The 24,886-nt window shown below is 48.1% G+C and carries 26 protein-coding genes; 8 read left to right on the plus strand and 18 right to left on the minus strand.

Annotation, left to right across the window (positions count from 1 at the left end; all coding sequences use genetic code 11):
* Positions 1 to 215 precede the first annotated feature (215 nt).
* A complete protein-coding gene (gene mak / locus DY231_RS18390) occupies positions 216 to 1,127 on the minus strand; it encodes a fructokinase (protein ID WP_115630585.1) in 912 nt (303 codons plus the stop codon).
* Positions 1,128 to 1,252: 125 nt separating this feature from the next.
* Between mak and rdgC the strand changes: the two genes are divergently transcribed.
* A complete protein-coding gene (gene rdgC, locus DY231_RS18395; protein ID WP_115630587.1) occupies positions 1,253 to 2,164 on the plus strand; it encodes a recombination-associated protein RdgC in 912 nt (303 codons plus the stop codon).
* A 42-nt stretch (positions 2,165 to 2,206) separates the two neighbouring features.
* On the opposite strand, the gene ppnP is transcribed toward rdgC, so the two are convergent.
* The 5 genes from ppnP to DY231_RS18420 form a co-directional block, all read right to left on the minus strand.
* The gene (ppnP, locus tag DY231_RS18400; RefSeq protein ID WP_034493667.1) at positions 2,207 to 2,500 is read right to left on the minus strand and encodes a pyrimidine/purine nucleoside phosphorylase; all 294 of its coding nucleotides are present in this window, start codon (positions 2,498 to 2,500) and stop codon (positions 2,207 to 2,209) included.
* 80 nt (positions 2,501 to 2,580) lie between these two features.
* Complete coding sequence (locus DY231_RS18405) at positions 2,581 to 3,258, minus strand: AroM family protein (RefSeq protein WP_115630589.1); 678 nt, start codon at positions 3,256 to 3,258, stop codon at positions 2,581 to 2,583.
* 277 nt (positions 3,259 to 3,535) lie between these two features.
* Positions 3,536 to 3,727, minus strand: a complete 192-nt coding sequence (locus DY231_RS18410; RefSeq protein ID WP_115630591.1) for a YaiA family protein — start codon at positions 3,725 to 3,727, stop codon at positions 3,536 to 3,538.
* 44 nt (positions 3,728 to 3,771) lie between these two features.
* Positions 3,772 to 4,296, minus strand: coding sequence for a shikimate kinase AroL (gene aroL, locus DY231_RS18415; protein ID WP_115630593.1), 525 nt, complete (start codon positions 4,294 to 4,296; stop codon positions 3,772 to 3,774).
* Positions 4,297 to 4,375: 79 nt separating this feature from the next.
* The gene (locus DY231_RS18420) at positions 4,376 to 4,837 is read right to left on the minus strand and encodes a YaiI/YqxD family protein (protein WP_034493662.1); all 462 of its coding nucleotides are present in this window, start codon (positions 4,835 to 4,837) and stop codon (positions 4,376 to 4,378) included.
* Positions 4,838 to 4,985: 148 nt separating this feature from the next.
* Between DY231_RS18420 and proC the strand changes: the two genes are divergently transcribed.
* Entirely contained in the window at positions 4,986 to 5,795 is an 810-nt protein-coding gene (gene proC / locus DY231_RS18425) for a pyrroline-5-carboxylate reductase (protein ID WP_115630595.1), read from the plus strand.
* Between the two features lie 34 nt (positions 5,796 to 5,829).
* Here the strand turns inward: proC and adrA are convergent, their stop codons facing one another.
* The 5 genes from adrA to DY231_RS18450 all read right to left on the minus strand — a co-directional run bounded on the left by adrA (position 5,830) and on the right by DY231_RS18450 (position 9,952).
* Positions 5,830 to 6,957: a diguanylate cyclase AdrA gene (gene adrA, locus DY231_RS18430; protein WP_370511353.1), complete on the minus strand. Its 1,128-nt coding sequence runs from the start codon at positions 6,955 to 6,957 to the stop codon at positions 5,830 to 5,832.
* Positions 6,958 to 7,047: 90 nt separating this feature from the next.
* A complete protein-coding gene (locus DY231_RS18435; RefSeq protein ID WP_115630599.1) occupies positions 7,048 to 7,365 on the minus strand; it encodes a PsiF family protein in 318 nt (105 codons plus the stop codon).
* 176 nt (positions 7,366 to 7,541) lie between these two features.
* Entirely contained in the window at positions 7,542 to 7,802 is a 261-nt protein-coding gene (gene iraP / locus DY231_RS18440) for an anti-adapter protein IraP (protein ID WP_034493823.1), read from the minus strand.
* 158 nt (positions 7,803 to 7,960) lie between these two features.
* A complete protein-coding gene (locus DY231_RS18445) occupies positions 7,961 to 9,181 on the minus strand; it encodes a multidrug efflux MFS transporter (RefSeq protein WP_115630601.1) in 1,221 nt (406 codons plus the stop codon).
* 72 nt (positions 9,182 to 9,253) lie between these two features.
* Entirely contained in the window at positions 9,254 to 9,952 is a 699-nt protein-coding gene (locus tag DY231_RS18450) for an extensin-like domain-containing protein (protein WP_115630603.1), read from the minus strand.
* Positions 9,953 to 10,085: 133 nt separating this feature from the next.
* Here DY231_RS18450 and ddlA point away from each other — a divergent pair, with 133 nt between their 5' ends.
* Complete coding sequence (gene ddlA / locus DY231_RS18455) at positions 10,086 to 11,186, plus strand: D-alanine--D-alanine ligase (protein ID WP_115630605.1); 1,101 nt, start codon at positions 10,086 to 10,088, stop codon at positions 11,184 to 11,186.
* Positions 11,187 to 11,189: 3 nt separating this feature from the next.
* Here ddlA and DY231_RS18460 read toward each other — a convergent pair whose 3' ends face one another.
* A complete protein-coding gene (locus DY231_RS18460) occupies positions 11,190 to 11,420 on the minus strand; it encodes a DUF2754 family protein (protein ID WP_115630607.1) in 231 nt (76 codons plus the stop codon).
* Positions 11,421 to 11,701: 281 nt separating this feature from the next.
* Here DY231_RS18460 and DY231_RS18465 point away from each other — a divergent pair, with 281 nt between their 5' ends.
* Positions 11,702 to 12,019 carry a DUF2755 family protein gene (locus DY231_RS18465; RefSeq protein ID WP_115631890.1) on the plus strand — a complete coding sequence of 106 codons (318 nt, stop codon included), beginning with the start codon at positions 11,702 to 11,704 and terminating at the stop codon, positions 12,017 to 12,019.
* Positions 12,020 to 12,095: 76 nt separating this feature from the next.
* Here the strand turns inward: DY231_RS18465 and DY231_RS18470 are convergent, their stop codons facing one another.
* Positions 12,096 to 13,199 carry a DUF1615 domain-containing protein gene (locus DY231_RS18470; RefSeq protein WP_115630609.1) on the minus strand — a complete coding sequence of 368 codons (1,104 nt, stop codon included), beginning with the start codon at positions 13,197 to 13,199 and terminating at the stop codon, positions 12,096 to 12,098.
* A 195-nt stretch (positions 13,200 to 13,394) separates the two neighbouring features.
* Between DY231_RS18470 and DY231_RS18475 the strand changes: the two genes are divergently transcribed.
* The 3 genes from DY231_RS18475 to DY231_RS18485 are packed head-to-tail and all read left to right on the plus strand — an operon-like array spanning position 13,395 to position 16,610.
* Positions 13,395 to 13,862: a MarR family transcriptional regulator gene (locus DY231_RS18475; RefSeq protein WP_115630611.1), complete on the plus strand. Its 468-nt coding sequence runs from the start codon at positions 13,395 to 13,397 to the stop codon at positions 13,860 to 13,862.
* A 20-nt stretch (positions 13,863 to 13,882) separates the two neighbouring features.
* Positions 13,883 to 15,064, plus strand: a complete 1,182-nt coding sequence (locus DY231_RS18480) for an HlyD family secretion protein (protein WP_115630613.1) — start codon at positions 13,883 to 13,885, stop codon at positions 15,062 to 15,064.
* 10 nt (positions 15,065 to 15,074) lie between these two features.
* Positions 15,075 to 16,610, plus strand: a complete 1,536-nt coding sequence (locus tag DY231_RS18485; RefSeq protein WP_115630615.1) for a DHA2 family efflux MFS transporter permease subunit — start codon at positions 15,075 to 15,077, stop codon at positions 16,608 to 16,610.
* A gap of 34 nt (positions 16,611 to 16,644) precedes the next feature.
* On the opposite strand, the gene sbmA is transcribed toward DY231_RS18485, so the two are convergent.
* From sbmA to lpxP, 3 genes are all read right to left on the minus strand, one after another.
* Positions 16,645 to 17,862, minus strand: a complete 1,218-nt coding sequence (gene sbmA / locus DY231_RS18490; RefSeq protein WP_115630617.1) for a peptide antibiotic transporter SbmA — start codon at positions 17,860 to 17,862, stop codon at positions 16,645 to 16,647.
* A gap of 98 nt (positions 17,863 to 17,960) precedes the next feature.
* Positions 17,961 to 18,482: an isochorismatase family protein gene (locus DY231_RS18495; RefSeq protein WP_115630619.1), complete on the minus strand. Its 522-nt coding sequence runs from the start codon at positions 18,480 to 18,482 to the stop codon at positions 17,961 to 17,963.
* Between the two features lie 55 nt (positions 18,483 to 18,537).
* The gene (gene lpxP / locus DY231_RS18500) at positions 18,538 to 19,464 is read right to left on the minus strand and encodes a kdo(2)-lipid IV(A) palmitoleoyltransferase (protein WP_115630621.1); all 927 of its coding nucleotides are present in this window, start codon (positions 19,462 to 19,464) and stop codon (positions 18,538 to 18,540) included.
* Positions 19,465 to 20,017: 553 nt separating this feature from the next.
* On the opposite strand from lpxP, the gene ampH reads away from it, so the two are divergent.
* Positions 20,018 to 21,175, plus strand: coding sequence for a D-alanyl-D-alanine-carboxypeptidase/endopeptidase AmpH (ampH, locus tag DY231_RS18505; protein ID WP_115630623.1), 1,158 nt, complete (start codon positions 20,018 to 20,020; stop codon positions 21,173 to 21,175).
* A gap of 33 nt (positions 21,176 to 21,208) precedes the next feature.
* Here ampH and DY231_RS18510 read toward each other — a convergent pair whose 3' ends face one another.
* Both DY231_RS18510 and DY231_RS18515 read right to left on the minus strand, forming a co-directional pair.
* The gene (locus DY231_RS18510; protein WP_147295657.1) at positions 21,209 to 21,757 is read right to left on the minus strand and encodes a helix-turn-helix domain-containing protein; all 549 of its coding nucleotides are present in this window, start codon (positions 21,755 to 21,757) and stop codon (positions 21,209 to 21,211) included.
* Between the two features lie 223 nt (positions 21,758 to 21,980).
* The gene (locus DY231_RS18515) at positions 21,981 to 24,821 is read right to left on the minus strand and encodes an autotransporter outer membrane beta-barrel domain-containing protein (protein ID WP_115630627.1); all 2,841 of its coding nucleotides are present in this window, start codon (positions 24,819 to 24,821) and stop codon (positions 21,981 to 21,983) included.
* Positions 24,822 to 24,886: the final 65 nt, after the last annotated feature.

Here is a 24,886-nt window from a genome sequence, read left to right on the forward strand (position 1 = left end):
TAATAAATATAATAAAATCAACAATATAATGGACGTGAAAGATAAGATTGGAAGAGCGAGATGACTGTGACAGATGTCACATAAAAGAAAATAGGGAAACCTACAAATGGTTCAGGCGTTCAATAGATTAATCTTTTGCCGGATGTCGCTAACGCTAATCCGACCTACGTGTGAGACCTCATAGGACGGATTAGCGCAGCGTCATCCGCCAGCTTTTACTTTTCCAGCGGCCACAACCACGCCGCACCACGTACACCGCTGGAGTCGCCATGAACCGCTTTGCGAATGGGGGTTTCACACTCACCGCCAAAGACCCACTGCTTCACTAGCTGCGGAACTGTTTTGTACAAACGTTCGTTGTTACTCATACCGCCGCCGAGCACGATCACATCGGGATCAATAATATTGACAATATGGGCCAGTGATTTTGCCAGGCGCATTTCGTAGCGAGCGATCGCCAGTTCTGCAACCGGATCTTGTTGCTCGACTAAATGCATGATCTCATTACCTTTAAGGGCATGACCACTCAAACGACGGTAATCAGTGCCGAAGCCCGTGCCGGAAATAAAGGTTTCGATACAGCCTTGTTTGCCACAGTAGCAAGGCACTTCCTCGCGAAAACGCAATTCGTCTTCATCCATCCATGGTAAAGGGTTATGGCCCCACTCGCCCGCCGTACCGTTGCCGCCAATCAGGCTGCGCCCGTTAATGGCGATGCCCGATCCACAACCTGTACCGATGATCACCGCGAAAACCATTGCCGCACCGGCTGCTGCCCCATCGGTTGCTTCAGAAACCGCCAGACAGTTAGCATCATTTGCCAGACGAACTTCACGCTGGAGAGCATCACACAGATCTTTATCGAAAGGCTGGCCGTTAAGCCAGGTTGAGTTGGCATTTTTGACCACGCGGGTGTAAGGCGAGATCGAACCCGGAATACCGATACCCACGGTTCCAGTCTCACCCGTGGCCTCTTCTGCCAGGCACACCAGCTCAACAATCGTGCCGATAGTCTGCTGGTAATCGTTTTTCGGCGTTGGCAAGCGATGGCGGAAAAGTTGTTTCCCGTCGTTGGCCAGAGCGATAACTTCTGTTTTTGTTCCACCTAAGTCGATACCAATGCGCACGGCGATGCCCTCATTTAATTATTGTTATCAAGAGAATAGAAGTGCAGCCCCGTAAAGGCAATGAAACACAGCGCCCGATTCGTTATCATGCCCGCTGCGTTTAACTGACAGTCCGGGAAATAATCATGGTGTGGTTCAAAAATTTAATGGTTTACCGTTTAAGCCGTGACATCACGCTTTCAGCGGATGACATGGAAAAACAGTTGGCCGCGTTTACTTTCACCCCTTGCGGTAGCCAGGATATGGCCAAGACCGGCTGGGTGTCGCCGATGGGTTCGCACAGCGATGCATTAACCCATGTAGCCAACGGGCAGATTGTGATTTGCGCCCGTAAAGAAGAAAAAATTATCCCGGCTCCGGTGATTAAACAAGAACTGGAAGCGAAGATCAGCCGCCTTGAAGCCGAACAGGCTCGTAAGCTGAAAAAAACCGAGAAAGATTCACTGAAAGATGAAGTGCTGCACTCTTTGCTGCCACGCGCTTTCAGTCGTTTCAATCAAACCATGATGTGGATTGATACCGTAAACGGTTTAATCATGGTGGATTGCGCCAGTGCCAAGAAAGCGGAAGATACGCTGGCGTTACTGCGTAAAAGCCTCGGTTCGTTGCCAGTGGTGCCGCTTGCACTCGAAAACCCGATTGAGCTGACACTGACCGAATGGGTTCGCTCAGGCGACGTACCTCCGGGTTTTGCGCTGATGGATGAAGCCGAGCTGAAAGCCATTCTTGAAGGCGGCGGTGTGATTCGTTGCAAGCAGCAGGACCTGGTTTGCGACGAAATTGCCGCACATATCGAAGCTGATAAAGTGGTCACTAAACTGGCTCTTGACTGGCAAGAACGTATTCAGTTTTTGATTGCTGACGATGGTTCGATTAAGCGTTTGAAATTTGCGGACGCCATCCGTGAACAGAACGATGACATCGACCGCGAAGATTTTGGCCAACGTTTTGATGCTGATTTTATTCTGATGACAGGTGAATTAGCGGCGTTGATTAAGAATCTGGTTGAAGCGTTAGGCGGCGAAGCCCAGCGCTAAAATCCGTTCCCTCTTCCCTATGGGAAGAGGGAAATAAATACATTATTTATCAGCCAGATAACGGCAAAGATAGGAAGTCGGTTCAGCGACTTGTAAATGGAATTCACTGTGCCCAGGAACATGGAACACGGTGCCCGCAGCATACGTTTTCCACTCGGTTTCGCCCGGCAGCAAAACGTGCAATGCCCCACTCACCACTGTCATTTCTTCTGGTTGAGCGGTGCCAAAAGTATATTCACCTTCAGCCATGACCCCAACACTTGCGCGGCCAGTGCTGCTGCTGGTAAACCCAATAGATTTCACTTTACCGGAAAAGTACTCATTACTTTGAAGCATGACCAGGCCCTTTTAAAAATAGTTGAAAAAACAATATAGAGGGGAACTTAAGAGCCTGTCACGCAAATTATTGCCTGCCGTTAAGCGAGCAATTCTGACGCAAGTCGAGCAATCAGCACGTTCGATAACAATACCGGGACATCCAATGATTTTTGCAGCAAATCACGGTGTTTTTGATGAAAGCCCAGGCAATCCAGAAGCAGTACATCCGCACCATCTGCTACCAGTTTCTTTCCTGCATCGATTAAATCCTGCTCCGTTCCATGAATCGGATTCGCTAATTCGTACAGCGGTTCACTCTCTAAAAGTTGCCATTTTTGGCTCTGGAATTTAAGCATTTCAGGCACCGGGATAATAATCCCGACCTGATGTCCGACGACAATCGAGGCTACCAGCGGCGGGATGATGCGCTCTGGCTCCAGCAAAATACCTTTGCGTACCGTTAGATTGGCAAAACGGTGTGAACTCATCAGTAAAATGACATCGAAACCCTGGTTATCCAGCACTTCAATCGCATCTTGCAACGCACGCTCTACTTTTTGCTTCCCCAAAGAAATCAGAAGATTACCGGATAAAAGAGTGAGTAAAGGTTCCTCACCTGCTGCCGGAGCATATTCCGCCATCACTTCGTCATGCGAAAGATTACCAAGCAAGCTGAATAGTTTGATTTGATCAGCAGAAATGTGATCCGTGAGTAACGGCAGGATTTCACTGACCGGAACAACGCCGATGGTGATAATTGCCAATGTTTGTTTCATGTTTCGTTCCGCCTTTGTCCCATATCAGCCCCTCACTGCTGCACTGGTATCTTTCCTGTGAATGATACTCTGCTGAAGGTCGTTCAATAATTAACCACAAAGCGTAGCAGCATAATTGCAGAGCATCTGCCGGAATATTCAACGAAACGCCAACGACATTAGTACAACATCACGATAATTATTTTTTAACAAATGGATTGACTGAAAGATGTGATTTATCGCAGGTCATTGAGTGAATACAAAAGAGGGAAAAGATGCGGCATCCTTGCCAGTGACGCTAGGTTTTTTGCGGATCTTCGTAACGCCGCTTAGCATCCTGCGCTTCTTGTTCTGTTTCATGCTCGCTAATTAGCGTGTCAGGATGGGGATGGTCGGCACGAAGTTGATACCAGGTCACTGTTTGGTCCGTTGCGCCTTTTTCAACGGCTACAATTCGCGCTTCCCGTGGATATGGAGGATTGCTCGCCATCGCTCTTCCTTAGGTTATGGATGAGCGTTAAGTATAGACAATGATTAGCTGGCATGAGCCGTATGTAATGCCGCCAGCACCGCGGCGACGATTTCTTCAGGCGAACGCGTGGCATCCACAACATGGTGTGCGGCCTGGTTATAGAGCGCTTCACGGGCAGCAAGAACTTCGACGATTTCATCGGTAATCGGCCTGCCGGTAAGCGTAGGACGCTGACCTTCTTCCGGGAAGGCTTCTAAGCGTGAGGCCAGGATTTGCGCCGGTGCACGCAGGTAGATAACCACGCCGTGATCGCGCATAAAATGACGATTGCTTTCGGCCAGTACCATGCCGCCGCCGGTTGCAATAACCGTGTCCGGCGCCGTAACACTTTGCAGCGCACCAGACTCACGACGACGAAAACCGTCCCACCCTTCTTGCGCGACGATATCGGCAACGCTCATTTTGGTGGTTGTTAAAAGGTAATGGTCGGTATCAACAAAGTTACAGCCCAATGCCTGCGCTAATGCAACACCCACGGTTGTTTTGCCACAACCTCGTGCGCCGACTAAATAAATGGGTTGAGTCATCGGTGGCTAATCCTTAGAAGTCCGCCAAAGAGTGTCATCATACCAGCAAGCTAGTACGCGGTGTAGAATTACATCGGTATTAAGCGCTTTTAGAGCGACTGGCAACAAGCAGCCACTTTTCGAGTTCGTTCGCAAATAACTGACGGTCACGCTGATTAAGGCTGTCAGGCCCGCCGGTCTGCACACCACTGGCTCTTAATGTATCCATAAAATCACGCATCGTCAGGCGTTCACGAATAGTGGCAGGAGTGTAAAGCTCGCCGCGAGGATTGAGTGCAATCGCGCCCTTTTCCAGCACATCGGCGGCCAAAGGGATATCCGCCGTCACCACTAAATCGCCTTTTTCACAGCGCCTGACAATTTCGTTATCAGCCACATCAAAACCCGATGCCACTTGCAGGCTACGGATAAAACGCGAAGGCGGCGTTTTCATTCCCTGGTTTGCCACCAGAGTCACCATGGTTTGCGTGCGTTCAGCGGCACGAAACAGCACTTCTTTTATCACTTTTGGACACGCATCTGCATCCACCCAAATTTGCATCACGACTCCTGATTGCCGACGCTAATGGAGGGGATCTTGCCGTGCTTTTTGAGAATCGCAAACTTTATCTTTGCCTGCGGTTAGCCGAAGCCACTGAAATCACGTTAAGCTATGCTCATCACACAACTCAAAACGATGGAGTGAGACTTTGGATAAGAAAATTGGATTTATCGGTTGCGGCAATATGGGAAAAGCCATTCTTGGTGGTCTGATAGCCAGTGGGCAAGTGCTTCCAGGCAACATCTGGGTCTATACGCCATCGCCCGATAAAGTCGATGCATTGCGCGAGCAATACGGTGTTAATGCCGCGCAAAGCGCACAGGAAGTTGCTCAAATTGCCGATATCGTTTTCGGCGCAGTGAAGCCCAATGTGATGCTAAAAGTGTTGGGTGAAGTCAATTCCAGCCTGAACAAAGATACGGTGGTGATTTCCATTGCCGCAGGCGTCACGCTGGATTCGCTGGCAAAAGCCCTGGGACACGACCGTAAAATTATCCGTGCCATGCCCAATACGCCAGCCCTGGTGAATGCCGGGATGACCTCAATCACGCCAAACGCGTTAGTCACCTCTGAAGATATTGCCGATGCGGTGAATATTTTCCGCAGCTTTGGGCTTGCTGAGGTGGTGTCGGAAACCATGATTCACCCGGTTGTAGGCGTTAGCGGTTCCGCCCCGGCATATGTATTTATGTTTATTGAAGCGATGGCCGATGCTGCGGTACTGGGCGGAATGCCGCGTAAGCAAGCATATCAGTTCGCGGCACAAGCGGTTATGGGTTCGGCGAAAATGGTTCTGGAAACCGGTCAGCACCCGGGCGAGTTGAAGGATATGGTCTGCTCACCCGGCGGAACAACGATTGAAGCGGTAAAAGTTCTGGAAGAAAAAGGGTTCAGAGCTGCTGTGATGGAAGCCGTAGTGAAGTGTATGGCGAAATCTGAGCAATTAGGTAAATCGTAATCCTGATGCCCTCTCCTGCTTTCAGGTGAGGGCTTTATGCTGCTATATCAGCCACTTCAGTACGGCTCCGTCCAAGATTTTTAGCTTTATACAACGCCACATCTGCCGCTTTTAACCATTCGCGATAGTTCACCATGTGCTTATTGAACTCGGCAACGCCCACGCTTATGCGCAGCGGTACATGAGGTGCTCGCGGTAAACGAAACTCGTCGAGATAGTCACGAACGCGAGCCATCGCCTGGATTGCACTTTCTTGCGGCGTCCCTGACATAATGACCCCAAACTCATCGCCACCAAACCGCCCTATCACATCGGTAATACGCAGGCTGAGTTGCAAATGTTCGGTAATGGCGAGAATGGCTTCATCACCCACATCATGTCCAAATGAGTCGTTAATCGATTTGAAGTGGTCGATATCAATCAGTAATAGCGTCGCACTACGTTGATAACGTTGGCAATTGTCATACTCGCTGTGCAGCAAATGCTCCCAGTGACGGCGGTTATATACGCCTGTCATGCCATCGCGAGTGCTCATTTGCATCAACCTGCGTTTATGTTCCGAAAGTTTGAGCGCGGTGCGGTAACTGACGAGGCCAAAGTAAACCGGATAAACAAGCAGAAACGGCAGGCAAATCCATACCTGTGATGGCATGGTTTCCAGATTCAGAGGAATGTGTGCCAACCCTAGTGTTAACAGGCAACTCAGCAGGATCACCCCAAGCCCCATCCCAAACAATTTTACCCCGCCACAGCCCACGTTATTCATGCACAGCATGGTGAAAATCAATGCCGAAGGAAGCGCATTCAGCCCCATGACGGCAATCCACACGCCACCCATCAATGAATCAACCATTAAATTGCGGATTTCTGCCCGGGCAGGGTCGCTTGAGCGATCGGCCGTTTGCCAGGCAAAATGCGGCCAGATAAAGCCATAAGCGACCAGTAACAGCCACCACCAACCGGACACTGGTTGTAAAACTAATACCGAAGAGACACAGAAAAAACCTGTCGCTAAGCCAATGATTCTTGGGATGTACAGGCGGCGGGCGAACCGTCGACCCGAGCGGTGCCTGTCTTCGTCAAGGTACGTTGAGCTTTCCATAATTCCCCCAGGAAGCCATCTACCAGAGCTGAATTCATCATTCATGATATTTAGGAATATTCTGAAACATTTGCCGTAATTATAGAAACTCAGACCTGGGGGGAAGTATGATTTTTCGGGTGAGTCAGCGAACCGACTCACCCATTTAGGCTATTTGATTTGTTTTTTCAGGCAATTACTCATGAAAGTTTTTCGCGCATCGCCGGATAATGTCTGTTTTCCCGCCTGAGCATTACAATCTTTCATTTTCTGCTGCTGCGGAGTCAGACTCTTATCTGCTGGCTCTGACTGGCTGTTCTTCAGGCAGTTGCTCATGTAAGTTTTGCGTTCATCACCTTTCAGGGTTTGTGATGTGGCTTGTTGGTTACATGTAGTCATGCGTTGCTGTTGCGGGGTCATTGCTTTATCTGCCGCGGTTGCAGCCCCAACAACACCTGCCAGTAACACCATCATTAATACTGTTTTCATAGCACCATCCTTTTTATTGTGGTGCTTTAATTTTGGGTCGAGGTTTACGAAAAGGCGAATATCCCAACGCTATAAGGGAAATTAAACGGGTTTAGTTAAGGAATAAAATCATGAACTGTCGTTTTACTTTAACTTCCCTTATTAATAAAAATTTTCAGAGATAGTGACGCAGGCAATCAATTACGCGGTTGGGTTAACAGCTTATCTAAATATTGCTTTAGAAGATCAGTATCACGCTCCGTTACCGCTTCGGTAGGTCGGACTTCATTTAGCGCACTTTGAATATGGGTAACCATGGCCTGCCGATCATTCTTATCCATTCGACAAAGCATGGCGGTAACCACTATTTCCAGGGCTTCAATTTGCGCGACAAACTCTTTTGACTCTTCTTCTTTTTCGGCGAGTTTAGACAGTAACTCAGAGATGAGATTCTTCATATTTATTGCCCAATGGGATACGAAGCATGACGTTAACATTCTGATTTCATGTTGCATAGAGGGGAGCAACACTATTTTTAAACGGCTCTGCGAATATGTGTCAGAGAGCAAAAAAAATAGTATTACCCGTTATTTAGCATCTAAAAATAACTCTGAAATTATGGTGCGCTCTCATTTCTTTTTGCATCCTGTTGCTTTTTACGCTGCAACATTACGGCTAATTGCCAAACGTTAAGCAATACCACCACTGCCGTTGCAATAAATACCCAACGAAAACCAGCCATCGCAGAAACGCCGGCCCCTATTAATGGCCCGACAACATTACCAAGATACATAAATGATTGATTGTAACCAAATATCCGGCCTGTCACCTGATCGCTTGAATATTTCACTAACAAGGTTTGCACTGCCGGTAACATCGCCCCATCAGCAAAGCCGAGTAAAAAGCGTAATACGGCTAGCTGCATCGGGGATGTTACCCATGACATAGTAAAAAATAATATCACTGCAAAAATTAGCGTCGCCATTAATACTCGGGCTGTACCGATTCTGTCACCTAACTTTCCGAGTCGAGGGGCAGAAATAAGCGCAGATATACCCGGCACGGCGGCAATAAATCCGCTAATAAATGCGATATTGTTACTTTCTGGAGACAGATGTTTGATAAAAAGTGCGAGTATCGGGCCAATAGAGCCATTACAAAGTTGTATGACCATGGTGGTGACAAACAGGCTAATCATTAATTTGGGATAGGGTAAGGAGGCGAATACAGCTTTGCCGGATAAACGGTTTGCTTTGCTGATATTAGGACGCCCCCCTTCTTTGATCATAAATAATGTCACTAAAAAGCTGACCATCAACAATGCCGCGGTGACGTAAAACACCATCCGCAAACCAAGGGTGTCGGCCATATAGCCCCCCAAAAGTGGGCCGACAATCACCCCACTGATTTGCGCCGTAGAAAGCGTGCTCAAAGCCCAGCCGCTGCGCTCACGCGGAACCTGAGAAGCCACTAATGCCATGGCATTGGGAATATAGCCGGAAGTCAGCCCCATCACGGCGCGTAAAATAAACAATTGCCAGACGTTGGTCGCAAACGCCTGTAATAAAATAGCCACCGCCATACCCAGCGAGGCTCGCAGTAACATCAGTTTTCGACCTTTACGATCCGCAAGGCTGCCCCACATTGGCGACACTATCGCCGAGACCAGAAAGGTTACGCTGAATGTAAGCCCGGACCACATGGATAACGCTTCGTGGGAAGTCACGCCGAGCTGCTCAACATAGAGCGGTAAAAAAGGAAGAATTTGGCTAATGGCGAGGCCGGTAAAAAAACAACCAAACCACACCGAGATAATATTGACCTTCCAGGATTCCATACGGGGCACGCTTAATTAGTGGGGTAAAAAAAGGCAGGCAGAATACTGTGAAGTTTATCATACAAATCTAATTTATCGACAAAGGCCATTCCCACGCATACCCAGATGGAAATGGTCAGCATGTGCCGCGTTGTATTCTGGGCCGAGTGAATTACCAAAAAATGGGCAGCCGTTTTCAAACACGGTGTGAAGATATCCCTGCTCTTTCCCACCCGCACGCCAGCCTTTCAGAATGCTGATTTGTTGCTGGTTAGCAAAGCCAAATCCGCTGATATCGAGCGCATCCGCCGTGGCATGCTCGCTCAAACGCGCGCCTTCACGATTGTAAATGTTGCGGCAGGCGAAACTCCCTAAATGATTGATACGAGTGAGTCTGCTGCCAAATTCACTCTGCGCTAACGGTGCGGCGCGTTGATGAACAAACATCGTGCTGCTCAGTGCTAGCAGGCAACTGGCCAGAAAACTACTACTGAGCGCAATACGGCCAAAATCCTGCACGCGTACGGTATCGGTCAGCGGGCAATTCCCTGTGGTATCGGACACGCTACGGAAATTGAGTTGCCCGCGTTGTTTCGCCTGTTGTAACAGGGCGAGACAAGCCTGCGGATGGTTAGCCAAAGCCCGGAGTTTGTAGCGCGTGACGAGCGTCGGCGGATCGTCAATAGAAAGTGGAGCAAAGGGATTGTATTGCGCGGGCAAACGCTCATAGAGCCAAAAGCCTGTCGCGGCCACAATGACCATGCCAATGACAATCGTCACTCCTTTCGCCATCCCATCACCTGATATTGTTTACGGAATAATCATTATAGAAGTTAAGCCGTTTTAAGCGTCAGGAAGCACATGAATCCTCGTAATGAGCGTGGTATGTTGTCCGCCTTTGTACTGTTTAAGGATGGGTTTGGGCATGGCAAAACTGCGGGTTGGGATCGTATTTGGAGGCAAGTCAGCTGAACACGAAGTATCGCTACAGTCGGCGAAGAATATTGTCGACGCCATTGATAAATCAAAGTTTGAGGTGGTGTTACTGGGCATTGATAAAAAAGGCCAGTGGCATGTCAATGATGCGTCCAACTATCTGTTAAATGCAGAAAACCCAGCATTGATTGCCCTGAATCGCTCAGGAACCAATGTTGCCGTGGTGCCAGGCCAAACAGAGAATCAGCTGATTGAGTCCTCCTCCGCACAGTTTTTAGCGCCTGTAGACGTTATTTTCCCGATAGTTCACGGCACGTTGGGCGAAGATGGCTCCCTGCAAGGGATGCTACGCATGGCGAATCTTCCGTTTGTCGGTTCTGGCGTGTTAGGTTCAGCCGTTAGCATGGATAAAGACGTGACCAAGCGTCTGCTACGCGATGCCGGGCTGAATATCGCTCCATTTATTACGCTGACTCGTGCCAACCGCAACAAGATTAGCTTCGCAGAAATTGAAGCGAAACTGGGCCTGCCACTGTTTATCAAACCTGCCAACCAGGGTTCATCCGTCGGCGTCAGCAAAGTGAATAACGCGGCGCAATATGAAATAGCTGTCGCGTTAGCTTTCGAGTTCGACCATAAAGTTGTGGTTGAAACCGGGATTAAAGGCCGTGAAATTGAATGCGCGGTATTAGGCAATGACGAACCGCAAGCAAGTACCTGCGGCGAAGTCGTGGTAAGCAGCGATTTTTATTCGTATGACACTAAATATATTGATGATAAAGGCGCACAAGTTGTTGTGCCGGCGGCGATTTCAGCCGACATCAACGATAAAATTCGTGACATTGCGGTGCGTGCTTATCAGGCGCTGGAATGCAGTGGAATGGCGCGTGTTGACGTATTCCTGACTGACGATAATGAAGTTATTATCAATGAGATCAATACGCTGCCAGGGTTTACGAATATCAGTATGTATCCAAAGCTCTGGCAGGCAAGTGGCTTAGATTATCAAACGCTGATTACACGTTTGATTGAACTGGCTCTCGAGCGAAACCTGCAAGATTGCGCGCTGAAAAGTTCAATTACCGCCTAAGACTTACTCTTTCGCCGTCGTCGGTTCTTCAGGTTCCGGGCGGCGGCGAATAATAAATCCCGCCAACCAGAAACAAATCACCCAGGTTACCAACCCGACGGCATAATTCTGCCAGCCTTCGGTTTTAAACCCCAACAAGCCAATCACACCGTTCAAAATAAAGATGAGACCAATCGCCACGGCATAGTAGTGCCAGTCACGGCGCATTTTTGAAGACAATGTTTTAGCAGACATGATGCAACCCGTCAGGATAAAGAGAGGGCTTATTGTGGCATAGGCCACGGCGAGAAACCGCACGTAAATGCGGGCTAAACAGGATTTTGTTACGTGAATTTCACATAAGTTACAGATATGTGATCTCAGACATACATTCACAAACCAGGAGCATTCCGCCCGTTAAATTACCAACAATCTGATATTGACAAACCATATGACCTGCCAAACTCAACGCAATTGAAGTATCAGGCCGCAGCCTGAATCGTTTTACTGTTACATGGGAGGTCGTGATGGCTGATATGAGTTTGTCGAAGCAGGTTGTTCCTGTAATAACCACGATTTCAACAACCAAAACAGAGAGATCTACCCGGAGTAATCTGGCATACGCTGCGTTCATTTTGCTGTGCTTTTGGGTTGGAATGCAGATTCTGAGTCTGATGGCTCACGCCCCGGGTGTGCTTGAGCACCTTGCCCAGGGTAATGATACTACCCGCCCGCGCATTGAAATGGGGTTCATCGTCAGCACTGTATTTGGTGTGGTGCCGTTTCTCGCCGGTTGTGCACTACTGGGTGTGGTGAGCCTGGTGCTGAAGTTCCACCATCGTTTTCACTTTTAAATCAATCCACTTTTAAATCAATCCATAGTTAAATCAATGAATATACGCAGGGCTATCTACCCTGCGCAGTCAAATATCAACGTTTCATGCAAGCCGCCCGCCGCTCATCGACCCGCTTTGCAAACCATGCTGTCGTCAGATTACGGGTGATTTTCGGACTTTCCAGCGTAATTCCCGGCAACATTTCTCGCGGCAATTTCTTACCCGATTTCTTCTCTGCTATCGCATAAACCTGCTGATATAAATCCGTTTTTTCAAAGTCTATGCTGTCGCCTTTTTGCAAAGCCCGGTGAATCTGGCTTTCACTCATATCAAGCTTTCCTGCCAGCTTTCTGACCGCCAGTTCCGTGCTACCCGCTTTGTCGGTGTTATACAAAATTAAATCGCCATCTAACGCCAGTTTTACACCGGTTGCCTTGCTGACGGCATTCTGGAACGCCGCGTTGCGACTGGCGTACCATCCCGCATTGAAATCTGCAAAGCGGTATAGTGGCTGAGTGTAATTCGCCGGGTAGTTCAGGAGATGGTAAGTGCCGAACCACAACCCGCCGCGACGGGTAAACACTTCCTGCCGCACGGTTCCTTCCATTTTCCACGGGTAGCCGCTGGTGTGTTGTTCTGCAAACGCGATGCTGACTTGCATAGGGCCACCGGTATGCACCGGATTGAGATTACCAAACAGTTTTTGCCCCATCGGCACCATATCGATGAAATCATCAAAAATCGCGCTCAGTTGCCCCTCGGTTTTAACGTTATCCAGTCGTTCGCTGTAGCTCTTGCCGTTGGGTGATTTGATGAGTAACGCGGTGTGAACCAGAAACGCTGGGATATGCATTTTTTCAGCACGGCGGTCAATTTCCTTCCAGGCAATTTTACTCAAGTTGGGGACTGCCGGGTCAGCCACGAGATTAGACTCCTGCTGCGCCACCGCCAGCACAGAGCAGATATTCTCTTCGCTTGGGGCGATATCCTGGCTCTTAAACGTGGTTGCTAAATCTTTCGCCCAGCTATTTCTGTCTTTTACGCTGGCAGGGATTTTTTGCTTTACCACCGTTTCGACATCAACCGGTTTAGTGGTTTCCGAAACGGAAGGCGCAGTTTTAGTGGTACAACCCGCCAGCACGAAAAGCGCGCCAAGGCTTAAAGCAAAAAAACCATGTTGCCTGTTTAACATACTCATATTGTTCCATTTTGATTGTTTTTATCGAGTCAGACGAAACAATAACAGTTATGCGGCCAGGCGTTTATCAGAGTTTGGCTTATAGTTAATGAAGCTCCTGGCACTGACAAAATGTGCGCTTTTCTTGACACAAACTTGACAATTAGTTGCCTGGTCAGTAATTTCAGATGTAATTACTGACCAGGCAACTAATTCATGAGCAACAATCTGAATTTAAGCGACGATAAAATCGACAACAAATTCCACCTCGGTTTACTCATTCATCTCGTAAATCAATTTAAAGATCAGCTTATCAGCCAGTATTTCTCCGGCATGGATATTACTGCGGCGCAATTTAAGGTGCTGATTAGTATCTATAAAGGCGTAACCAGCCCCGTTATTATCAGCAAAAACCTGGTGATGGACGCTGGCGCAATGAGCCGCATGATTGAGCGTATGGTCAAGCGTGAACTGATTGTTCGTCACCCAAATCCGCAGGATAAGCGCCAGGTGATTCTGGCTCTAACCGATAAAGGCCAGCTGATCTGTGATCGTTTTCAAAATGAAGCGCTTGCCTCAATCATCAGTGACCTCACCGCACGCCTGACGCAGGATGAATCCCAGCAACTGGTCGCATTGATTACAAAAATGCTGCCGGATGACATTACTGCGCCACATCGATAACACCGTATAAAGGCCAAAAGATGGAAACCAATCCAGAAGTGCACGTTGAGCGTTCCAGTAAGCGCAAACGTAATTTTATTATTTTTATCCTGATTCTAGTGCTGGCAGCCGCGGGTTGTCTGGCCTGGTATCTGTTATATGCGCGTTACTACGAGTCGACAGACGATGCCTATGTCAACGGCAATCAGGTCATGCTCACCCCGCAAATTAACGGCACAGTTACGCAAGTGACGGCTGACGAAGGGGATTACGTTGAGAAAGGCCAACCGCTCGTATTGCTTGATCCCAGCGATACCAAAATAGCGCTGCAACAAGCGGAAGCCAGTCTGGCAAATACCGTGCGGCAGGTTCGCGGTTTATACAGCACCGCGGATAATTACCGGGCGCAAGTTGCCGCGAAACAGGTGGCCCTGCAAACCGCTCAAAATGACTATGCGCGTCGTCAGAAAATTTTCTCAACGGGCGCTATTGCTGCAGAAGATCTTTCACATTACCGCGATGCAGTTACCAGTGCACAAAGTGATTTAGCTGCCGCGCAACAGGCATTGCGCACCAACCTTGCGATGGTCGACGATACCGTGATTGATACCCACCCAGAAATCAAAACCGCCGTTGCAACGCTTCGCCAGCGTTACCTTGATAATGCACGTACCACGATTGTGGCCCCCGTTAGCGGTTACGTCGCTAAACGCGCGGTGCAACTGGGTATGCGCGTCACTTCGGGAACCACACTTTTGGCCATCGTGCCGCTTAATGAAGTCTGGGTAGACGCCAACTTCAAAGAAAGTCAGATGAACACGATGCGTCTGGGGCAAAAAGTCACGATCAATGCCGATTTGTACGGTGATGACGTGGAATATCACGGCACCATTGAGAGCCTGGGCATTGGTACCGGCAGCGCGTTTTCCCTGCTGCCAGCTCAGAACGCCAGCGGCAACTGGATCAAGATTGTTCAGCGTTTACCGGTGCGTATCACGCTAGATCCGCATGATATGCAGAAGCATCCACTGCGTGTGGGTTTGTCGATGAATGTCCGCGTAGATATTCGCAATAATGAAGAGGGTCATTTGCTGCCACAGCAAACGGTTAGCACGCCTCGTTTCACCACTGATGTCTATCAAAATTCGCTGGAAGCGGCTGACAAACTGGTGACGAAAATCCTTCATGACAACAGTAATGCGGTAGCGTCAAGCGCCCATTAAGAGAGACGTTATGCAAGATAAGGCTGCATTTACGCCTCCCAATATGTGGCTGGCGGTGCTCGCGCTATCGCTGGCAACATTTATGCAGGTGCTGGACTCCACCATCGCAAACGTGGCGCTGCCCACTATCGCCGGTAATCTCGGCGTGAGTGCAGATCAAGGCACATGGGTCATTACCTCGTTTGCGGTATGTAACGCCATCGCTCTACCGCTCACCGGCTGGTTTACCCGTCGCTTCGGGCAACTGAAGCTGTTTATCGGCTCGGTGGTGATGTTCACCCTCACCTCGTTCCTGTGTGGCTTTGCCCACAGTATGACCGAGCTGATTTTCTTTCGCGCCCTGCAAGGTTTCTTCGCCGGGCCGATGTTCCCAATGTGCCAGACGTTATTGCTGGTGATCTTCCCTTCCAGCAAACGCAGTATGGCACTGGCGCTGCTGTCGATGGTGACGGTCGTTGCGCCTATTGTCGGCCCGATTACCGGTGGCTGGATTACCGATAACTACTCGTGGCCATGGATTTTCTATATCAACGTACCGATTGGGATATTTGCTTCGATTGTGGTCTGGACGCAGATGCGTGCTCGCGAAGAAACCACGACTCACGCGCCCATCGACTATATCGGTATCGCGCTGCTGGTTCTTGGCGTAGGGCTGTTGCAGGTGGTGCTGGATAAAGGCAACGATCTGGACTGGTTCGCCTCGACGCACATCATTATTATGTCGGTGATTTCGGCGATTTCGCTGGTTTCATTTGTTATGTGGGAGTTGGGCGAGCGCCACCCAATTGTGAATTTGCGCCTGTTCAAAGACCGAAACTTTGCTATCGGTACGCTTTCACTGACGTTGGGCTATGCGGCGTTCTTCGCCATCAACATTATTCTGCCGCAGTGGTTACAAACGCAGATGGGTTACACAGCGATTTGGGCTGGTCTAGCCGCAGCACCAATGGGCGTACTACCGCTTATCATGACGCCGATCATCGGACGTTACGCAACCAAGTTCGACCTGCGTATTCTGGCCTCGCTGTCATTCCTGACCATGGGGGCTTCGTGCCTGATTCGTGCGCAGTTTAATACCGACGTGGATTTTCGCACCATCGCTGAAGTGCAGCTGTTTATGGGGATTGGCGTAGCGTTCTTCTTTATGCCGATTACCACCATTGTGCTGTCGAATCTGAACGGTGCAGAAGTCGCGGAAGGTTCAGGTCTTGCAACGTTCTTCCGCGTGCTGGGCGGTTCTTTCGCTTCGTCATTGACCACCTGGATTTGGTCGCGCCGTGAAGTCTTCCACCATGCGAACCTTACTGAGAGCGTGTCCAACTACAACCCGGCAGCCGTGGATTATCTGGATAAAATGGGTGGTGCAACGCAGCAACACATGGCGTTTATCGATAAAACCATTGAGCAGCAGGCCTACATGATGTCGACCATCGACTACTTCTGGATTTTAGGTTGGGGGTTTATGGCGCTGATTATCGTGATTTGGTTTGCCCGGCCGCCGTTTGTTCGTTCGGGCGCACCAAGCGCACCATCTGCGGGGCATTAAATCAAACGGGCGGAATTTTTCCGCCCGTTTTCGTTTAGACTATCTCACCCGCTTCTTCGACAGGTATATCCTGCAAAGTGCGCTCGAAACTGCGCAGACGCTTGTAGATGGACATCAATTCCACCAGCGTAGTCCACGAGTTGATTAGATACTGGAATGCACTGCGCACGCGGTCGAACACATTGGTTATCTGCGTCATTAGACCCAGGGTAATCGTTCCGGCCACAATAGACGGGAACAGCAAAATGAGTCCGAAAATGTTATCGACTTGCAGATAGAGAATACGGGCAATATTAAAGTAGGTGTAATGGAAATAAAGACGGAAATAATTCTGTCTCACCGCATTAAAGAGAGCTTTAATTGTCGGAGGCGCTGCGCGTGATGGATCGTCTTCGCCATAAACCAGCTCTTTACGATAAGCAGCCTCAACACGCTGATTATTAAACTGCAATCCAGGTAATTTAATCCCCACGACCGCCAATAAGCCGGTTCCCATCACAGACCAGACAATCGCCGCAATCACCAGCCCATACGGTAAATGCCCTACAAGCGGCAGTTCTGGCACGTGCGGAGAAAGCGCGACAAGCACAGGAAGAAAGGCTATCAGGGTCATGATCGACTGCAATAGGCTGACACCCATATCTTCGAGCGTAGAAGCAAAGCGCATGGTGTCTTCCTGCACACGCTGCGCAGCACCTTCTATATGTCGAAGGCGTTGCCAATGCTCCATATAATATTCGTTCATTGCCGTACGCCAGCGGAAAATATAGTGGCTAATAAAGAAGTTATTTAACACGGCAACGGTCACTGAAATTAACGCAATGCCGAGAAAAATACCTAGCTCACTGTAAAACTGGCCGATGGTGACTTTATGAGGAGCACTGAGCGCCTGCTGAATCAGATCGTAAAATGGCGCATACCAGGCGTTAATGGCAACGCTCACTTCAACTAAAAACCAGGTGACGAACACAATGAGTGCTGAACCAAGTATCGACCAGCTCTGCCAACGGTGCGGGGAATAAACAGACCAAAATAGATAAAACAAGCCCACGCTAACAGCATAGAAACCGTAGAAAACCAGCGATTTTAATGACCAAAAACGCGCAGCACTAATAGGATCCTCATTTGAGGCTCCAGCCAAACGTTGAAGCCAATTGCCTCCGCCAACTTGCCAGAAAACAACGGCGATCATCGCCCAAATAAAAGCCGACAGAAAAAAGGCTGTCGGACGAGGGAAAAACGATTTAAACATCTACAACACTCCTGAAAACAAACTCTTATTGTTATGACCACCCGGGGGCGATAAGGCTCGCTCAATGTTGTATCAAGAGATGTCAGGCTAAGGGTGCTTTACCAGTCGGTGAGGATATCTGCGGTCGTTTTTACTCGCAGAGTGTTTCCCGGAATCGTAAAGTTGCGCCAGACATCGTTGTAATGCTCGATCAACACTTCGGCAAGAGCCGCCGGACGATTTGCTGTGGTATGGGCATCAAGGGCGACAGTCATAGCATAACCACGACTAGCTCCGTTTTTAATAGTAGCGTCAACGCAATAATCCGTTGCACAACCACACACCACAAATTCGTTTATTTGATGACGGGTGAGAACATCTTCAAGGTCTGTGCGATAAAACGCATCGCATGCAGTTTTGGTGACATAAAGCGCATCAACAGGTTGATGAAGTTCGGGCAACAAAGCAAATGCCGCAGTCTCTTGCTCCAGCCCTTGTTCAGTATGCTGGATAAAAATGACTTTATCGGCGGCGTTGATCAGCTGGTTAATACGTTTCGTACAAATTTCCCGATTAAAACGGGGGGCATCAAACACCCCATTTTGCATATCAATAACCATTAGTACACGTTGGGCTGCCATGATTTCGCTCTCTTCATCTCAGAAGGAAAGAGCGTAGCACAACCCGGTTTGAGCATTAAACGGTATAAAGTTTAGGTGCACCAGGTGGCCGGGTTTTGAAACGACGATGCAGCCACAGGTACTGTTCAGGTGCACGCATAATTTCGTGTTCAATTTTGCGGTTCATGTACTCAGCGGCAGCTTGTTCATCATCAAGCGGGTAATCACTAAATTCAGGCCCGATAACCAGTTGATACCCCGTGCCATCCTGCTTGCGGATGAGCACGATAGTCAGAATCGCAGGTTTGGCCAGACGGGCAATGGTGTAAGTTCCGTTGGTTGTTGCAGCCTGTGGCACAGCAAAGAATGAAGCAAAAGAACTGCCTTTTGGACCGTAATCCTGATCGGGCGCGAACCAGACAGCTTCGCCAGCTTTAAGCGCCTTCACCATACCTTTCAAATTACGCCGATCCAGCATGGCTTTATTGGAACGCGAACGCCCCCGAGTTTGAACAAATTCCATCGCTTTGTTGTTGTGCGGGCGGTACATCGCCATCATCGGACGGCAAAGCCCCATCACGCGGCCCCCTAGTTCCAGCGACATAAAATGCACGCCGATAGCCATCACGCCCTGCCCTTTCTCACACGCATTTGTAATATGTTCAAGCCCGCTGACTTCGAACCACTTACGCACTCGCGCATCCGACCAGAACCAGGCCATCCCGGTTTCAATTAAGCCCATCCCAAGCGACGAGAAATTTTGCACCACGATGGCGTCAATCTGCGCATCAGTGTAATGCGGGAAACACAGTTTAAGGTTCTGGCGGGCAATGGAAACGCGGCGTTTGAGAAAACGCATCGATGCGCGACCAATGAAGCCGCCCATTTTCAGTAGCACTGGGTAAGGCAATTGCACCCACAGCCACAAAATTGCCAGACCAAACCAGGTCAGCCAATAGCGAGGGTGAAGGAGTTCTTTACGAAACAACGGTTTACTAGACATTATCAACTTCTGTATGCGTGATTAGTGCGTATCGCATAAGGAACTATACCCAAAATAATTCGAGTTGCAGGTAGGCGGCCAGAGAGCAAATCCCCAGGAGCTTACTTGAGTAAGTGACTGGGTTTGTGAGTGCAGCCAACACCCCTGCAACTTGAAGTATGACGGGTATAAATCTTTAGCGATACAGTGATTGCAATGACTAAGACGCCACCCGGCAGTAATAGTTGCAGCACGGTCATTATAGTGGCTCTGATGATACGCATTTTCTAATCAAGCCATGTATAGATGTTGTCAGTTTTTTTGCGTATTTCTTCCCATTACGTCAGGAATAGGAGTTATACGCACTTTGCTGCTCATAAAAAAACCTAAAAAGCTGATTTTGTCTTTTACTTTGTTGGGAGCGCAGGCGAATTAACGCACAAAAAACTCGCTGAAATGCCGCGTTACGTTTTTTCTCATCACATTCCTCATTTTCCACGTTTGCGCAGCGCTGTAGAGTAGTATAAATACGATCAATCAATATCGCTCCACTTCGTCTAATGGGTTACCTGCGTTGAAAATTCGTCTCCCGCGCCTAGCTGCGCTCGTTATTGCTGCGCTGCCAATTTTGAGCTTTGCGCAAACTTCACCCGATCCTGTTTTTGCTTCAGATATTACAGACCGTTATGCCAATCATATTTATTACGGCACCGGTGCGACTGGCATGGCAATGGTGGTGATTGATGGTAATCAGCGCGTTTTCAGAAGCTTTGGTGAAACCAGGCCTGGTAATAACGTTCGCCCGCAACTGGACTCGGTAATCCGCATTGCTTCCCTGAGCAAGCTAATGACCAGCGAAATGTTGGTCAAGATGTTAGATCAGGGCAAAGTTCAGCTGAATGATCCTTTGAGCAAATACGCTCCCGCAGGCGCCAGAGTGCCCACATACAACGGAAAACCTATCACTCTGGTGAATCTGGCAACACATACCAGTGCTTTACCTCGCGAACAGCCCGGTGGTGCCGCTCATCGTACTGTGTTTACCTGGCCCACGCGTGACCAACGTTGGAATTGGCTTGCCACTGCGAGTTTAAAAAGTGCTCCGGGGACTATCGCCTCTTATTCAAATTTAGCTTTTGATTTGCTTGCGGATGCGTTGGCACGTGCAGCTGGAAAGCCTTATCCCGCTTTATTCGAAGAGCAAATCACCCGTCCCCTCGGCATGAAGGACACGACATTCACGCCTTCGCCCGATCAGTGCAAACGCTTGATGGTGGCGGAAAAAGGAGCCAGCCCTTGTGATAACACACTCGCAGCCATTGGTAGCGGCGGGGTTTATTCCACGCCAGACGATATGATGCGTTGGATGCAACAATTCCTGACTTCTGACTTCCACCGTCGCAATACACAAGCCGACAGAATGCAGACACTTATTTATCAACGTACGCAACTGACTAAAGTTATTGGAATGGATGTACCTGGAAAAGCAGATGCTTTAGGTCTGGGATGGGTATATATGGCCCCTAAAAAGGGTCGGCCGGGTATTGTGCAAAAAACTGGCGGCGGTGGCGGTTTCATTACCTATATGGCAATGGTTCCGGAAAGTAATGTAGGTGTTTTTGTCGTTGTAACTCGCTCACCATTAACTCGTTTTGTGAATATGAGTGACGGTGTGAATGATTTAGTTTCAGAATTAAGCGGTTTCACACCACCAGCGATCCCAGCATCTTAATAACAGAGCAGGTCGATAAGTCGACCTGCATTTTTAATAACTGGTTGGCAAACGACCCACCGACTTCAGCTTACCTTTCTCCATCTCAATATAGTTTCCTTTGCGTAGCGCAGATAATATTTCCGCAATGACTGACCGTGATATTTTTGTTCTTTTTTGTATAAAGTTAATCACGCCTGTACGGGCTCGAAGATCGGAACTCCATGAATTCATCAAGAGTAAAGTGGCTCGAATTTGTGAATAAGTAGTCGCTCCGACGAAGTTAGCGTCACGCTGCTCAAGGCTGCGTAAAAGATATGTTGTCCAGTGACATGCTTGTTGCCATAATTTATTTTTTTCTATTGCCTCAAAAGCCTGAGTTACTGGAAGGGAAAAACCCTGACAATCAGTTTGAGTTGTTATGCGATATTCAATATGAGACTTATGAAATACATTCGCTAAACCGATTAATGTTGGTGCAGAAACAAGCTCCATCAAAACATCATCTTTTTCTCTATGTAATATAATACTCCCCTCACTAAAAAACCAAATTAATGGTTCGCCTTTTTCATTGAACATACTAAATTCACTGTCCGCTGGCACGGTAAACTTCTTGCCAACCCCCACCAACCTGCTGCGAATAATTTCGCAGCTGGGTTAATGGTTTTGTATACATAATAGATATTCCTTTATTCTGGGAAGGGGTTAATAAAATGCCTGTCACTATTAGAGACAGGCATTTATTATAAACATTTAACTCAGATTAGATATAATATTAATGAGGCGCAAGAAATTATATCTTTAGAACTAAGCTATTTCTATATTATTACCAGGTATACTTCACACCCATATTTGCAGACCAGTCTTGATCAACATCACCACCACCCAGGTAGTTAGCATCTGCATAAGCGGCGAAGTTTTTGGTGAAGCTAAACTGAGTACCCAAACCTACACGAACGGCAGAACCTTCCACGCCATTGTCTATATTGTCACCATTCACATCAGCACTATTGCTGTTTGAATCGTCATAGACGTAAGCCAGTTTGAAGTACGGAGTCAGAGCCTGATCACCATAGTCGAAGGTATAACCAGCATCCATACCTACCTCGTAACGCATGCTATCGTAAGACTGGCTACCCACTTTCATATCATTGCTAAGTTGGTAGTTGTCACCATCCTGGAACAGGCCAGAGATAGAAGCATATGGCGTCAAATAGCCGTGCTGATCAAGTTGCAGATCGTATCCCAGCTTCATACCAAAGCCCCAGGCATCAGAAGAAGTATCCCCGCTAACCGCAGCACCATTGCTCATGGTAGCCGATAAATCATTGCTGTAATGACTATAGCTCAACGTTGAATCAAGGAAGATGTTGTTCTGGAAGCGAGCAGAAGAGTAGATACGGGCAGACTGGCTGTCCTGATCAACCTGGCCGCTGTTATCACTGATATCACCTTTAGCAAAGCCAGCCGCAGCACCAACCGTCCACTTAGCACTGTTACCTTCAACCACAGTATCCAGGCCCACCATGATGCCATTAACATCCTGGTCATAGTTCAAGACGTCAGTATCGCCGGAGAAACTACCACCGATGTAAGTGACCCATGCGCCGCCAGCATCAGCGGTTGGCGTATGGCGACCATTTGCCAGACGTGTTGCCAGAGCATCTTGCTCCAGGTTCCAGATATTGGTGTTCGCAGAAGGAATGCTTAACGCCATGTTGGCGTAATCAGTCAGTCGATCCTGCTTCAGAACAACGCTGTTACCGTTCTGCTCAGCTTGATAGGTATAGGCACCCAAGTCAGCTTTGTTGGCAGCAGAGAAGGTCGCAGTACTGTTCACGTCGTTAACATAGATAATCTCTTTATCTTTATAGTTAGTAACTGAACCTGCACCTGTTGAGTTATTGATACGAACTTTGTAGTTACCGGCGGCAGCTACCGTTCCATCATTAGCATCATCAATGCTGAATTCTTCATCTGTATTGTTAGTATTGCTATTGCCATTCACAGTCAGATGACCGTCAGAATTCATGGCGATTACGCCATAGCCGTAAGTGGCATCCTGAGTATTTCCGGTATTGGTGTGACCGTTAACCAAATCAGCATCTAAAACATAATCACTGCTATTGATGTTGAATACACCACCGTTGGTCAATTCCATCGTATCTGCGCTAAACAAGTTAGCATCGAAATCACCCGCGCCAATGCTGAATTCACCACCATTCGAAACGGTAATAGTGTTAGCACGCAGGTAAGTAGTTTCATCGGTCAGATCAACTTTACTATAGCTATCCACGGTCAGATGATCGGTACCCACAGCCCCATACGAGCTGAGATTCATCGTTGAACCATTGGTCAGAGTAATAGAATCTGCCAACAAAGAAGAACTTTGAGCTACGTTAACCTGAGAACCATTATTCACACTCAGAGTATCAACGTTGGAATCGTTTACTGTATCCCATTCTGAACCGTTGTTCAGCGCAACGTTGAATACCCCGCTCTGGAAGGTCCTGTCATCAACTACATTCCCCCAATGATTATAGGTAGAGTTTGGTTCCAGACTGTTAACCGCAACATCATACATCTCTGCAGGAGCAATATATTGGTATGAGAATTCAGCTGCCCCCACCCACTTACTACCGTTATCCAGAGTAATATTTAACTCGTCAACGTTCAGGCTATCGTCAGCCCAACCACCATTGGTATCAGGAAGATCATCAGAGTTGGAATTGTGACCGGTTGGATAGAAATTAGCGTTCCAGTTGCTGCCAAATACAACATCACCCATCAGCGTAGAGTGGTCTAATTTTACGTTGTTTTTCATCGCATAATCAGATGTTGAACTATCAACAAATGACATGGCGATGTCATTCATTCCAGCGTCTCCATTGTAATCTCCAGGTTCTTCAGAATTTCCATAGAAACCTTCGCCCTCCAAAGGAGTGTAGGCGCCTGAGGTTACGGTAGAATTAACAACGGAAATGTTGTTATCCCAGGTATGAGATTCTGTCGTGTAATCTGCATTGCCCGAGTTCCCTTGAGAAAGAGCAATACCAGCAACGCGAGAGTTATCACTGATGTTGATATTACTTTCAACATCTAAAGTGACTGCTGTGCCTAGATCATAAAAAGACATTTGGTTATTATCTGAAGCAGCTTTACCGTCAGCATTCAGATAGCTGTCTGTAAAGTACAAATATTCATAATCATCATCAATAGTAGAGTTTGCGATATTCAGAGTGAATACGTCACCGTCAACCCATTTATAATCAACGTCTGTACCATTCGTCCAACCATGGCCTTGATTGTCAAATACTTGTTGAGACGTCACCATTCCGTGAATAGCTGAGTTAGATATATTCAGCGTGTTAGCCGAACCATCAGCGTAATCATTATCCAGATAATAGGTGGAGATAACGCCATTGACTACATCGTTGTTGAAGCTTTGATCATAAGCACCATCGGCTGCATTATTATAGATATAACCATCATAAGTAATGTAGTTAAGCTTATCGGCAACGGTCCAGTCGCTCCAACTAAAAGCAGTGCTCGCGTCGTCATGATATCCGAAGGTGTTATAAGTAGCAGCACTTGCCTGAGAAGAAATTGCCAACGTACAGGCCAATGCTAGTTGAGATACAACGAGTTTCTTTTTCCAAGAATGCATTTGTCATCCCTCCTAAGGGATTTAATCTTATGTTGGTCCATCAATAATCAATGCAGTAAGCAGTA

Source organism: Buttiauxella agrestis, from assembly GCF_900446255.1.
GTDB lineage: Bacteria > Pseudomonadota > Gammaproteobacteria > Enterobacterales > Enterobacteriaceae > Buttiauxella > Buttiauxella agrestis.